Raw genomic sequence first — 13,974 nt, forward strand, 5'->3', positions numbered from 1 at the left:
GCAGTTAAGGTATATCCACTGAACATTGCACCTAGATTATAGAGCTTTGCCGTCTGTAAGTTATAAAAGCGATCGCATTATTTTAAAACTATATTTCAAAACTAATGACCCAATCAACAGACCAAGAAATACTGAATAAAGGCAAACACTAAGAGTAGCCATCCGATTGCCTTGGAGTCTGATACGATGATCTCTTAGTCTGATACTTTTCTGCACAACTATTTAGATAATTGTATAAATTATAACTACTGTGACAATTTCTACCGATAAATTAAAACCAGATTGGGCAGGAGAAGATCTACTTTCCCGCTTTGTTAACCTGCTAATTCAAACCAAGCCAATATACAGAGTGATGCAGCATCAAGCGCGACAGGTATTGATCAAAACTGCTGAAAAAAACGGTATTCCCTGGCGCAAGAATTATCAGGAATTAGAACAGTCTGGGGCAAAGGAATTATTAGACTCCCTGACCAATAAAGATTTAGTTTATCCCGACTACTATCAAGTACCTTTTCATGCCTACGATGAAGGCAATTTGTGTTGGCAAGCAGCTTTTGAGGCTCCTTCTGCAACTTACTCTATGGGGTTAAGAGTCTGGAAAGATGAAGATATCACTTGGCAAACAGCACAGCAAAGATTGCGCCATAGTTTTTATCAAGTATTAGAACAATATACACCAGAAACAATTACAGATATTTTAGATTTAGGTTGTTCTGTAGGTATCTCCACTCTAGAATTGCATCGCTATTTTTCCGAGAAACAAAAGAATGCAATCAACACCATTGGTTTAGATTTATCTCCCTATATGTTGGCAGTAGCAAAAACTACTGATGCTCAACAAGAAATCGCTCAATGGCTGCATGGCAGGGGAGAATCTACAAAATTAGCGGATAATTCTCTGGATTTAGTTACCCTACAATTTGTCATTCATGAGTTACCCAACCAAGCAACTCAAAAAATCTTTAAGGAAGTATTACGCATTCTCAAACCAGGGGGTGTAATGGGAATTGTGGATAATAATCCCGCCTCTGCTGTAATTCAAAGTTTACCCCCAGTACTGTTTACCCTCATGAAAAGCACTGAACCTTGGAGTGATGACTATTATACTTTTGATGTAGAAGCGGCAGTCACTAAAGCGGGTTTTGATTATCAAACTACCGTGGCTAGCGATCCTCGCCATCGGACAATTATTGGTACTAAACCAAGCTGAGATATTTTTTGAGTTAAATAAAGGGTTGAATAAAAGTGCGATTGGCGAAGCTTAGTACCGCCACGCGTAAGCGATAAGTACTAAGGTACTATGTTTATAGGCTTTGACAGCTTATTAAAAAGGTTACTTTATTTACGCCTCTTCCATTAGGCGCAAGCATCGCTTTTATCTCTTGAATAAATAAAGTTATTTTTTACTGTATATTAATTCCTTAAACTAAAGAATATTTTAGAGCGGAAACAATTTAATAGATTATGGGAGCATCCCACTTTTTAACTAAGTACAAATACTTAGGGTAATATCTTGGTTTAAATAGGCACATCGAAGCCTCAACATTTGAGATACGTTTTTTGGATTCCATTGTGCGCCAACAATCTTAACTCTCGAACCACAAAACTTTGTTTTGTCCAGAATCAAAGATTCTGGGAACATCGTAGATGTTCGTTTAATCCAAGACTCAACTGAACCCGAACCAATACAAATACCAAGCTCTCGGGTTAGCTGATAATCAGGGATTCTAAATCGGTGTTGGCGAAGGTAATTCTGAAAATTTCTCGCTTGTTTTTTGGGCAAATCATTAAATACGGCGATCTCGTCGTTAACGAAACCCTGCCAAAGATAGTTTTTGGCTTGTCTAAGTCTTTGATTACTACCACCTACTTTGTGGAGGTTTTCCATCAAATGATACCAGTCTAAAATCTCTCTTCTTCGATGCTTTGATCCAATCTGCTTAATGATGTTCCAGACTCCATCATGTCCGTCTCCCAAGCAGTTTACTATTTTATTCAATGGTTGTTGATTAATCCAACTAAGTAGACTTTTGTTATCTTAAAAAAATGCCATTCCAATTCGGTTGTGAACTTTAACTGCCTTGTAATTTTTCCATTCGCTTTGTTGTCCTAATGGTGTTCTTAGTCTTACTGTTCCACCATCTATACTCAAAGATTTTGCCCTTTTTGTAATCTTTGCTTCTGGTAACTGATAGCTGTTAACTAGCCGATGTTGTTTGCTGTGAGCAACTTTGACCCCTGTTAGAATCTCCAGATCTTTTTCGGCGTTGACAAATGATTCATTCCCTACAAGTAACAAACAGCATTTCTCTATTTGAGGACTTAAGCGGTTTCCCTTTTTTAACTTCAATCTTGTTGCTTGTTTACTGGAAATAGTTATTCTACCGATGCAGGTTTTTATTTTTCGCTTTCTTCCTGCTTTATTTCCCCCTGCTTCATTGAAAAAGCGGTGCGACCCCGCTGATTTTTAATCAGCAAGACAAAGGGCTTACCCGCATGTACGCGCACCAAGACAAACTCTCCTATTTTGGGCGCGACTTTTCCTAGTAAGTGTTTTCTGACGCTCAATTCTATGGTTTCAAATGTAGCTAACTCTTCGCTCTTGGGTATTGTTGTAAAGTATTTCTGCTACTTCTCTCAACTTTTGGTCAATAGTTGATTGCTCTTCTGGTGTCATGCTTTGTTTAAAAGAGTTTTTTCTTGATGTTATTCTACTCTAAGCATTTTTACTTACTGCAAAAGTGGGATGCTCCCATAGATTATTACGTCTACAATTAATTTTCAAGGTATACAAAAAGTTAAAAACAACTAAATAATATTTAATTGCTTTACCAACTTTTTTATCTTAATTCTTTAACTTTTTAAGTATGCAAGTATTTATCAATTTATAAATACTTCTAGAAAAAGTTTTTACATTAATACAAGCGAGAAAATAATCAAGATGGCTACATATATTGGTAATTCAGAAAGCGAAGATTTCCGATTCATTTTTCCCTTAAGTGCCGAAAATGATGAAATGGATGGTCGTGAGGGAGACGATACTATAGATGGTTACTTGGGTAATGATACTCTTCTAGGCTTTGATGGAAACGATAATATTAATGGTGGAGAAGGTGATGATTATGTAGCTGGAGAAGATGGTGACGACACTTTACTTGGCTACAATGGTCTAGATACTCTCTCAGGGGGGGAAGGTGATGATTTACTTTCTGGAGAATTAGATGGAGATATTCTCTTTGGCTTCAATGGAGACGATACTTTAGATGGTGGAGATGGTGACGATCAACTCTTTGGGGAAGCTGATAATGATACTTTATTAGGGAGTTCGGGTAATGATATTTTGGTCGGTGGCGATGGGAACGATATCTTAGAAGGAGAGGCAGGAGATGATCTTCTTAATGGAGGTTTAGGGGCAGATACTTTTGTCTTTGCCACTATTTTAGGTACGGGAGTTGACACTATTCAGGACTTTTACTTTCAAGAAGATGACAAGATTGAAGTAGTTGCCGAAGGATTTGGTATAAATACCGATGAGATAGATCGCTTTACCTACGATCAAGGTTCAGGAGAAGTATCATTTGATGGCGAAGCTTTTGCCATTATCGAAGGGAACGTTAATTTTGTTCCTTTTGAAGATATTAATATTGTTTAGATTAAGATCGATTTGATTGCTATCTTTCCAAAATAAAATTGTGCAGGCATTAATTAAAATGTCTGTTTTCTGTATATCTTAAACAAAAAAATCTTATGTTAGAAATAATTTGTGCTGGTTCATTGGCTTTGTCGCTCAATATTTGTCAGAGAAAAAACTCAATTGAGTTAAATCCTATTCAGCAAAACATCGCCTTAGATAAAAAAGGTTATTTAGCTAAAGGTCAACCTAACGAATCAAGGTACAGACAAGAAACAGATCGGGATTTGGGAAAAGATGAAATTGAATATAGAGATGGCAGAGGCAGCAGAGATTACCAAGAGGCCGAACAACGTCGAAGAGAAATAGAATATGGAAGCGATCGCGAAAATGAAAATGATATTTATTGGAATCGAGATAGACCTAGTAGAGAAGAAGATAAATACTATAGAGACAACAGATCTAGACAAGAATATCCCAGCAGAAGCGAATATTATCGGCATTAATATGTAAAGTTAATTAAATTAAATGCCATGACTTTTGCCAATTACCCAGTGGCGACGAAAAAAGCGCGAGAGGCTAGATTCTTCAAGGGAAAGATAAATCGGTCTACCGTGAGGACAGGTGCGAGGATTGCGAGTAGCTTGCCATAAATCCAATAGATTTTGCATTTCTTTGATACTTAAAGTTGTACCGTTACGAATTGCGCTACGACAGGCACTAGCTACTTGAGCCGATCGCAAGTCTCCTCCCCAGCTTAACTCAATTAAAGCATCAGCACAGTCATCTCGATCAGCAAGTATTTTGGGTGCATTGCGAATTGCCCAAATGTTCTCGCCAAAAGGTTCGACGTTAATTTCTAGTTTCTGTAATTGCTCAAGCTGAGATTGTCTTAAATACTCTAAAGTAATGGGGGTTGTTAAAGGTACTAATTCCCAGCAGCTTTGTAACTGCTCGTATAATACTCTTTCATGGGCAATATGTTGTTCAACTAGCCATACTCCAGAAGAATGTTCTGCCACAATATAGGTTTTGTTGACTTGTGCTACTGCCTTTAGCTTTAGAGAATTAAGTTGAGAAGGTGTGTTTGCTTCAAGTTTTTCGGTGAGATGGCGATCTACTTGATATTTGCCTGAAGCTTCGGCTACCTTCAACATTTTACCGATTCGGCGATCGCCCACCGCAGCAGGAAGATTAACTATATTTAACTTTAAGGCTTGCGAAATTGCCTTGCTAGTTTCTGTCTGCCAATAAGCAAGAGAGTGAAGATAAATTTCGGTCTTAGCGGGGTGACGATTCCAATCAATTTGGCTAGGACAGGTATGAAGATGTAATAAACATACAGGAAAGCGATCGCGTGGCAGAGTTTTTGCCATACCGTTAAGAATAGTCTGCTCTAATTCAGGCGATCGCACATAGCGATTATTGACTGAAACTTTTACCCAGTCTGCCTTATGGCGATGGCAGCGATCTGGTAAACCCATGATTAATTCAATTTGGGAATTGAACTGCTGTTCGTTAACTATAAAAGAGGCTGAATTATCCTTTTTAAAAGGAGTAGGAATTTCTATTTTGAGATGGTGTAAGTCACTACTGCTGACTCTTCTAAGAAATTGAGGCAGGACATCTTTAGCGGTTGCACCAGGACTAACATAAAACCAAGGACTATTATTTTGCTTAATTTGCCAAGTGATTTGTGGATGACACAGGGCAATTTGCTGAATTAGTTTTTGAACTGCCTTTAACTGCTGATTCAATGCTGGCAAACCTCGACGACGTACAGGAAGCTTGGCAAACAAGTTAGAAACGGTAATAATTGTGCCTGTGGCGATCGCTACTGCCGATTCAGGCTGAGATTTACCCTCAGAATAATTAACCTTCCAGCCAACAGGATCTAATTGATGCTTAGTACGGCTACAAATGTTTAAATCTGCTACTTGAGCAATACTATGGAGAGCTTCACCCCTAAATCCCAAACTAGTAATGTACCAAAGATCTTTACGACTACGAATTTTACTAGTGCTGTGAGGTTGAGCGCAGATTCTTAAATCATCTAAAGACATTCCCTTGCCATTGTCTATTACCTGAACTTGCCATAGTTCAGGATGCAGAGAAATCGTAATTCTATTTGCCCCTGCATCAAGGGAATTTTCTACCAATTCTCTTACCACTGCTGCCAAAGAATCAATGACCTCTCCCGCAGCGATGAGATCGATCACCTCATCTGGTAAAGTTTGAATCTCACAAGGCATACACTTCTGAATTTAGTTGGGAAACTACGTAAACAAAGGCTTTTAGAACTTAAATATCAGGGCGTGTCATCAAATTTAAGCGTACCTTATGCTCATTTATCCTACCCTGTTATTGGTTAAGTAATTAACGTCTGGTGTGAATCAAAAACGTCTAATTTTCTCGCATTATATTTGAAATTTATCTGTGAAAACCGTATTTATTCCTGGGGTAACTTTCCCCCAGACCCCGCTCTCGCGCACAGTTGCGGCTAAAGCCTTACTCTTGCGCCTGACGGCGACGCGGGGTCGCTCGCCTGTTGGGGACGTTACGACCCTCCCCAAACCCCTTCCGTAAAACTCAAAATCTGGCTTTCTCTTGCTCAAATAATTTCTAGGGGTTTTAGTCCAAAATTTAATTTTTTTAAGCTGAGTTTGTAAAAAATATCTTTTTATCATATAACCGATGACCGCGGAAGAACATAATTAGTAATTTTAAAGACTTTTAACAGTCCCCTTTGATGTAGAGTCCTCCACAAAGTTTTGGGAAATAGCCCAAGCTGTATTGATTAGCTGCATCGCTTTTTCTGAGCCATCCAAATCTGGATGATATTTAAAGCTCATTTTAAGATACGAAGAACGTCCAAAAAGCGCAAAGGCTACTGCATACCAAATTAGATCTAAACCATCGACAATATAATTTTGATAGGTTTTATATTCTTCTAGGTTACGAGCTACTAGCTGCTGATACATCTTTTCGGCATTAGGTAATGCTTGCCTAATTTCATCAATGGAAATTGAGTAATTGGCGTAGCTGTTGGGATTAGTTTCGGGAATTTCTGGAGTTTCTGAAACAACCGCGTATGTATCTAAACTAATGATAGGTTGATTGAGAGCCGTTTGCTGGTCGTCCTCTACTGAGATATTAGAAACAGAAGAATATAAAGTATTTAATAAATCTTGATTATCTTGACATTCGGCGTGTAGTTCTAAAAACTCTTGGGATAAATTAGCAATACGCTTTAATTTACTTAGTTTAGGTCTTAATTCCTCAGCTTGGGTATACAGCCTTAAAGCCTCTTCATCAAGCTGATTACGAAGCTGTTGTTTCTCCTGTAGCTTTGTTTCCAACTCGACTATACGTTGATTAACCTTTGCTTGTTCTTGCTGATTAACTTTTTCCTGTCGCTCAATCTGCTCTAGCTGAGACTTTATTTGGGCAATAGTCTCCATTATGTTCATATTTTTATAATCAATTATGTTTAGATACGGTCGATCAATAATTATTAATTTTAGTTAGCTGAAAATTGCTTTAGCCTGCATTAGTTACTGACGTTACGCATTTAATCTAACTGCGGTGAAGGGGTGACGAGGAGCGTAGTCTAGCTGAACCGTCCCCAAGTCTCCAAGTCCCCAAGTCCCCAAGCTTTACAGATCGATGAGTGCGTAACATCAGTTAGTTAGTTATAGCTATAGGTTTTTAAATTATGACATTAGATTTAGGTAAGGGAGAATGGCGATTCACTGTTCTTTTAGAGTAGCAATAGAGTTTTTAGGCGATCGCAATTTGGGCATCTAAAATTGCTTGTCTTGCCCAGCGATCGGCAGCTAAAATATCATCTAAGTTAGGTTGAGCAGTGTTTTGAGTACCAAAGCGATCGCAAACTTGCTCAATTAAACGAGGAATATTTAAAAAGTCAATTTTCTCGCTCAAAAATAACGCCACCGCCTGTTCATTAGCTGCATTCAAAACCGCAGGCATCAATCCCCCTGCTCTTCCCGCAGCATAAGCAAGCTGCATACAGGGATATTTTTTGTGGTCAGGCTCACGAAAAGTCAAGTCCCCTGCTTTAACTAAATCTAACTGTTCCCATTCGGTAAAGATTCTTTCTGGCCAAGATAGGGCATAAAGTAAAGGTAAACGCATATCAGCCCAGCCCAACTGTGCTAAGACAGAAGTATCCTGAACTTCAATGAGCGAATGGATAATACTCTGGGGATGAATAACAATATCAATGCGATCGTAATCAACGTCAAATAAATAATGTGCCTCGATTACCTCCAAGCCTTTGTTCATCAGCGTTGCTGAATCAATCGTAATTTTTTGTCCCATTGACCAGTTAGGGTGCTTGAGGGCATCTTTAACCGTCACCGAGGCTAATTTCTCGATGGGCAAATCCCGAAAAGACCCCCCTGAAGCGGTCAAAATAATACGTCGTAACCCTCCTTCGGGAATACCCTGAAGACATTGAAAAATTGCCGAATGTTCTGAATCAGCAGGAAGTAGCTTAACCTGATGTTTTTTGACCAGGGGTAAGACTACAGGCGCACCTGCAATCAAAGTTTCTTTGTTAGCTAAAGCAATATCTTTCCCAGCTTCGATAGCTGCAATGGTGGGCAATAAACCCGCACAGCCGACAATTCCTGTAACTACGCTTTGGGCATCGCCGTAACGAGCGACTTCACAAATGCCTTCTTGACCAACCAATATCTGAGGCTTATTGGGCAAAAAAGCGATCGCCTCTTTTAATTGTGCCAACTTTTTTTCATTGCCTAAAGCAACTATTTCTGGCTGAAACTTATCAATTTGTTTAGCTAAAAGAGCAACATTACTCCCTGCGGCTAAACCCACCACCCGAAATTTATCAGGATTATCAGTAACAATATCCAGGGTTTGTGTGCCAATAGAACCAGTAGACCCCAAAATAGTAATTGCTTTCATGTTTTTTATATAGCGACTAATATCTCTCATCACTATATGTTCTTGAGTGGGCTGAAGTTAAGATTTTTTTAGATAAGTCCTCATAACAATGTTTCAGATCTAACCGCCCCAACTGCTCTACAAATAGCTTTTCAAAGCTGATAAATCTAATAATTCAAAGCCTTGCAAAAACTCTAGTAGTCTAGCTGCTATTTTACTTATACCCTGGGCAGCGTTGGACTCAATATTTAAGGGAATAACAGGATCGTGAAGAGATAAGCGCAATAAAAACCAGCCAGCTTCGTCCTCAGATTTGCAAGCTATTCTTACTCCTTCATAGTTGTTGGGTACAGTCTCCCAATCTGCTTGAGTATTGGCAAACTCTTTTAACTGCTCGATTACATTATTACCGTAAGTCTGAAAATCAGCAGTCTTTATCTTTAAGCGAAATTCTTCGCTGGCTGCTGGCTCTTGTAAACTGCTAGTCAGATCTGTAATTAGTTTTCCCTGCAATTTAGTTCTGGCTAATTCAACTAACAGTTTTGTGGCTAGATATGCCCCATCATCAAGAAAATAATTTTCCTTCATTGCCCCATGTCCAGAGGTTTCAATTGCCAGCCAAGATTCCTCTCCAGAATTATCTAGCCTAATCGATTCATTAATCACGTTTTTATATCCTCGTCTAAAACGATGATGTTTCCCCCCTAGCTGCTGTTCAATAAATTGAGTTAAGCCGTCTGAGGTTATTGAATCGGTGACTATAGTTGAGCCTGGATGTTCTCGTAAGACAATTGCTGCAATTAAGGCAATCATGCGGTTTCGATTTAGCTCATTTCCCTGGCGGTCTACGGCTGCTGCGCGATCTACATCCGTATCAAATATAATTCCTAAATCGGCTTGATGATCGACAACAGCCTTACAAATTGCCTCCATTGCTTCTTTGTTTTCTGGATTGGGAACATGATTGGGAAACGTACCATCAGGATCGAGAAACTGGCTACCTGTCGTATCTGCCCCTAGAGGTTTTAGGACTCGATCTACATAAAATCCTCCTGCACCATTCCCCGCATCTACCACTATTTTTAAGCCTGTCAAGGGTTGCTCAAAGTTATCAAGGTTATTTACTCCCTGACGAACAGTCTCGACTAACCTGGCTGCATAAATAGTCATAAAATCTCGCTTGGTAGCTTCTCCTTTGGCTGCACCGATAGTTAGTTCTTCGGCTTCGGCGATCGCCAAAATAGCGGTAATATCTGGTTTTCCTAAACCACCTTGGGGAGTAAAAAACTTCAGCCCATTACGGTTAAAGGGTAAATGACTAGCGGTGAGCATAATTGCCCCATCACAGTTAAATCCATCTGTGACGGTACTCATAAACATAGCGGGAGTAGAGGCAATATCGAAGTCATAAACTTTACATCCTGCGAGCGCAATTCCCTCGATCGCGGACTGACTCAGGGCGTTTCCAGATAAACGGCTATCTCGCCCCACTGCAATTGTTATCTCCTCCTCTGGTTTATTAGCCTGTCCCTTTAGCCACTGGACAAAAGCATTACCAAGAGTTTTAGCTACATCAGAAGTTAAATTAACCGCCTCATCAGCAACGCCCTCTAGGGCAACTCCACGAATATCAGAGCCATTTTGCAGCTTTTTCCAGTCGATGTTATTCATTGTTTTAATAGCTAAAGTTATCTTTGAGCGGGAAAATGAAACTGCTTGTCCCAAGTCCAATAATAGCTATAGCCTCAAATTCTGCAAAATCTTGGTTATTCAGGCAAAAAAATAGCCCACCGCCACGCCGTTTTACCTTAGTTTATGACCTGGAATACCAGGGTGGGAATTGGCTGCTCCAGTTTCTGTTTCCGAGTACTGGCTCGGTATACTGCCACCAGAGCTATTGCTATTCCCGACATAAATCAAGCATAGATCAATAAACTTGAGAGGTAGTCACCAACGTGGTAGTGGTACTTTATCCATCATAATCAGTTTTGAGAATTTAGCAAGAGGCATTGATAAGGGATAAAGATAATTGTTCATTGATAATTGATAGACGATAGTATGAGATGAAGCTAATTAAGTTACTCTCAAAAAGACAGTGGAATTAAAACGCGCAATTATTGCCTACAAAGCAGGAGACAAGAATAGCAGACAGTGGGCAGAAAAATGTGCCAGAGAGCTAGAAACTCGTAACTGTCAGGTTTTAATCGGACCAAGCGGTATCAAAGATAATCCCTATCCTGTCTTTTTGGCTTCTTCAGTGGTCAAAATTGACCTGGCAATAATTTTGGGCGGAGATGGGACGGTTTTGGCTGCTGCCAGACAACTAGCTCCTGAGAGGATACCTATTTTGGCGGTAAATGTGGGAGGACATTTGGGTTTTTTGACCGAACCCTTTGAATTATTTCAAGATAGTGAACAGATATGGGATCGTTTGCAGTCAGATCTTTATGCCGTGCATAAACGCATGATGCTACAGGCGCAGCTATATGAGGGAGGAACACAATTAACCTCCGTCAGCGAAATATTTTATTGCCTTAATGAGATGTGCATTAAACCTGCTAGTATCGATCGGATGCCTACTTCGGTTTTGGAACTGGAGGCAGATGGACAGGTAGTAGATCAATATAGCGGTGATGGTCTATTAGTTTCAACTCCTACAGGCTCTACGGGCTATACTGTCTCAGCTAATGGTCCTATTTTACATCCAGATCTGTGGGCGATCGCCGTTACGCCGATATGTCCTCTTAGTCTGTCTGGTCGTCCATTGGTTTTGCCCCCTGGTAGCGTAGTTAGCGTCTGTCCAATTAGAGACTATGAGGTTAATACTAAGCTGTGGACAGATGGTGCTTTGGGGACAACGGTTTGGCCTGGTCAAAGAGTAGTGATTAAAATGGCAAATTGTCACGCGCATTTTATTATTTTGCGAGAAAGCTATTCTTTTTATGACACCCTTAGAGAAAAACTACAGTGGGCAGGTACTAGGGTGCATTATAAAGATAAAAAAAGCTTTTACCAAAAATGAATACCAATATAATTAATGCTCTCAAAAGTTAAGATAAATATTATTTTAAATAAGTAAGTAGGCAGAACTAAATATAAAACCGAATAAGCAAGATTTTATTCCCTACTTTCTACTTCTTACTTCTTACTTTTTACCTACTACCCACTACCTTCTACCTCTCAATTAATGTGGTCAACAAAACTATCTAAAGCTGCCTTAATAGTAATTACTACCGTTACGATTTTAGTTATTAATCTTAGTCCAGGATTAACTCAGACAAATTATAATTTCTTACCCTACGATCTGAGAATTGAAAATCTACAGCTAAATCAAGATGGTGGTATTTCCAAAGCACCTGTAGAAATTGACGGGAGAGTTATATTAAGGGTTGGTAAACTTGATAGTGATTCGGCAGAAGAAAGAGCTTCTGTTATCCGTAAAGAGATGGTTCGAGCAATTAAAGATGATAACTTTACTGGGGTAAAGATTGAAGAAAAAGATAGGCTGCCAGTATTGTACTTGGTATTTGATAAACCACCAGAACCTGAGTTTAGAAAAAAAATAGATGGTGCTTCTAATCAAGAGCAACGGTACTTATTTACAGTCACTAGAGAAGATACTATCGCTAAAAAGTCTATTCTAGAAACGGCAATAGATTTAAAGGAGGAAATAGCGCAGGCGATCGCTCAAGCCAAGAAAGAAAGAACTGCTGCTTTTACACGTCGTCAAGGAGTTATTGCCCTAGTTTTATTATTAGTAGCTCTATTCATTTCCAGGTTAATAGAACAGCTACAAACTTATCCACTGAGAAAAGCAATTCAAAGAGTTATTCCTGGATTTCCTAGCAACACTACTTCTAGTCCTTCTAACCTAACAACTCTGTTCCGTCTGAAATTGGGTTTTGCTCAGTTTCTGCTTTGGACAGTCACAATTTTTGCTATTGCTTGTCTTTTTCCTCTTACCCGCCATTGGTTATATGCACTAATTAACATTTTAATTGGCACATTTAATACATCTGTATTTAGCTGGAACGGCAAAGATTTTTCCATCATCAAGCTACTGTTTTTGATTGGTTTATTAATTGGTTCGATTGTCGTTAGTGGACACCTTGCCAATTTGCTGCGTAGCAATGTTCTCCAAGCTACCAGGATGAGCAGAGGTTCTCAAGAAATCATTTATATAATTACTAAATATGGTTTAGTTTTATTGGCTTCAGTGGTTTTACTTCAGGCTTATGGTCTGGATTTAAGTTCTTTAACTTTAATCGGTAGTGCTTTGGGCGTAGGTATCGGTTTTGGTTTTCAAGATATTGCCCGCAACTTCGCCAGCGGTATTGTGCTGCTATTTGAACGCTCAATCCAGGTGGGAGATTTTATTCAGGTTGGGGATCATTTAGGAGTAGTTGAAGAGGTTAGAACTCGCAGCATCGTGCTGAAAACCTTAGATCGTGTATCTATTATTGTGCCTAACTCCCGTGTTCTTAGCGAAGAGGTGATCAACTGGAATCATCGTAAAAGCGTGACTCGCTTACATCTACCAATTGGAGTTGCTTATGAATCTGACGTAGCAAAGGTTAAATCAGCTTTATTACAGGCAGCGGAAGAACATCTAGAAGTGCTCCGCAATCCTTCTCCCCAAGTCTTTTTTACTGAGTTTGCCGATAGTTCTCTTAACTTTGAACTATTGGTTTGGACATCCGATCCTAGTCGCCAAGCACCCTTAAAAAGCGATCTTTATTTTCGGATCAAAGAACTGTTTGAGGAACAACAAATTGATATTCCTTTTCCTCAAAGAGATATTAATTTGAAGATGGGAGATCTACCTATTAGGCTATCCGAACAATTGGAAAGCCATTTATTGTATTGGTTGAGAAATTTGATCTCTCAGAAACACCACAATGATAAATGATCTTAAATCCTGTTCTTATAGGTTACTTTTCTACCGCTCCCTAGATCCCCAAACTTGGCGAACTATTTCCCTTCCGAGGCTTTGATAAAAAAATTTATGATGGAGCGCAAACAGGAGTACCAACTTTTGCTGGTGGGAAGATATTTTAGGGGACTTTAAACGTCCGCGTCACATCGATGACACTATGACACCAGAATTTACCCAACTCAGTTGTCAAGTATTTGAAGTTATTCGCGAAGAAACTCTAAAAAGTATAGAATAATCACAACAGCGATTGCCCTGGGTTGCTATTAAAAACTTCCTGAGCGATAGCTACCTCAAGGGTTTAATTGTCTTGTCTAAAAGTAGCGTTAATTAATATCAACTAGAGACATTTTATTTAATGCTGTCTACAATTGATCAGGTCTTTTTAAAGAATTATTATAGTTGCGATCGCAATTACCTCAAATAGTTTTCTGAATCTTTATAATTTGTGGGCATCATTTGCTATAGGTTACAGTTATCT

Annotated in this window: 9 protein-coding genes, 1 other RNA gene and 1 pseudogene; 5 read left to right on the forward strand and 6 right to left on the reverse strand. The window is 39.2% G+C overall.

Annotated elements, in window-relative coordinates; genetic code table 11:
- Positions 1-250: 250 nt before the first annotated feature.
- Positions 251-1,210: a class I SAM-dependent methyltransferase gene (locus SLP02_RS01790; RefSeq protein ID WP_319418940.1), complete on the forward strand. Its 960-nt coding sequence runs from the start codon at positions 251-253 to the stop codon at positions 1,208-1,210.
- A gap of 276 nt (positions 1,211-1,486) precedes the next feature.
- Here the strand turns inward: SLP02_RS01790 and SLP02_RS01795 are convergent.
- Positions 1,487-2,677: pseudogene (locus tag SLP02_RS01795) on the reverse strand (ISKra4 family transposase).
- 264 nt (positions 2,678-2,941) lie between these two features.
- On the opposite strand from SLP02_RS01795, the gene SLP02_RS01800 reads away from it, so the two are divergent.
- Positions 2,942-3,652: a calcium-binding protein gene (locus tag SLP02_RS01800; RefSeq protein WP_319418941.1), complete on the forward strand. Its 711-nt coding sequence runs from the start codon at positions 2,942-2,944 to the stop codon at positions 3,650-3,652.
- Positions 3,653-3,747: 95 nt separating this feature from the next.
- Positions 3,748-4,137 (forward strand): hypothetical protein, encoded by a 390-nt coding sequence (locus SLP02_RS01805; protein WP_319418942.1) that lies wholly within the window; start codon positions 3,748-3,750, stop codon positions 4,135-4,137.
- 18 nt (positions 4,138-4,155) lie between these two features.
- Here the strand turns inward: SLP02_RS01805 and mutL are convergent, their stop codons facing one another.
- The 5 genes from mutL to ssrS all read right to left on the reverse strand — a co-directional run bounded on the left by mutL (position 4,156) and on the right by ssrS (position 10,528).
- Complete coding sequence (mutL, locus tag SLP02_RS01810; RefSeq protein WP_319418943.1) at positions 4,156-5,883, reverse strand: DNA mismatch repair endonuclease MutL; 1,728 nt, start codon at positions 5,881-5,883, stop codon at positions 4,156-4,158.
- A 471-nt stretch (positions 5,884-6,354) separates the two neighbouring features.
- A complete protein-coding gene (locus SLP02_RS01815; RefSeq protein ID WP_319418944.1) occupies positions 6,355-7,092 on the reverse strand; it encodes a molecular chaperone DnaJ in 738 nt (245 codons plus the stop codon).
- Between the two features lie 319 nt (positions 7,093-7,411).
- The gene (gene dxr / locus SLP02_RS01820) at positions 7,412-8,581 is read right to left on the reverse strand and encodes a 1-deoxy-D-xylulose-5-phosphate reductoisomerase (RefSeq protein ID WP_319418945.1); all 1,170 of its coding nucleotides are present in this window, start codon (positions 8,579-8,581) and stop codon (positions 7,412-7,414) included.
- A gap of 117 nt (positions 8,582-8,698) precedes the next feature.
- Positions 8,699-10,231, reverse strand: a complete 1,533-nt coding sequence (locus SLP02_RS01825) for a phosphomannomutase/phosphoglucomutase (protein ID WP_319418946.1) — start codon at positions 10,229-10,231, stop codon at positions 8,699-8,701.
- 112 nt (positions 10,232-10,343) lie between these two features.
- Positions 10,344-10,528, reverse strand: a non-coding RNA gene (gene ssrS / locus SLP02_RS01830) — 6S RNA.
- 127 nt (positions 10,529-10,655) lie between these two features.
- Between ssrS and SLP02_RS01835 the strand changes: the two genes are divergently transcribed.
- Positions 10,656-11,582 carry an NAD(+) kinase gene (locus SLP02_RS01835; RefSeq protein ID WP_319418947.1) on the forward strand — a complete coding sequence of 309 codons (927 nt, stop codon included), beginning with the start codon at positions 10,656-10,658 and terminating at the stop codon, positions 11,580-11,582.
- 165 nt (positions 11,583-11,747) lie between these two features.
- Positions 11,748-13,469, forward strand: a complete 1,722-nt coding sequence (locus tag SLP02_RS01840; protein WP_319418948.1) for a mechanosensitive ion channel family protein — start codon at positions 11,748-11,750, stop codon at positions 13,467-13,469.
- The last annotated feature ends 505 nt before the right edge of the window (positions 13,470-13,974 follow it).

It is taken from the genome of Pleurocapsa sp. FMAR1 (assembly GCF_963665995.1).
Classification (GTDB): domain Bacteria; phylum Cyanobacteriota; class Cyanobacteriia; order Cyanobacteriales; family Xenococcaceae; genus Waterburya.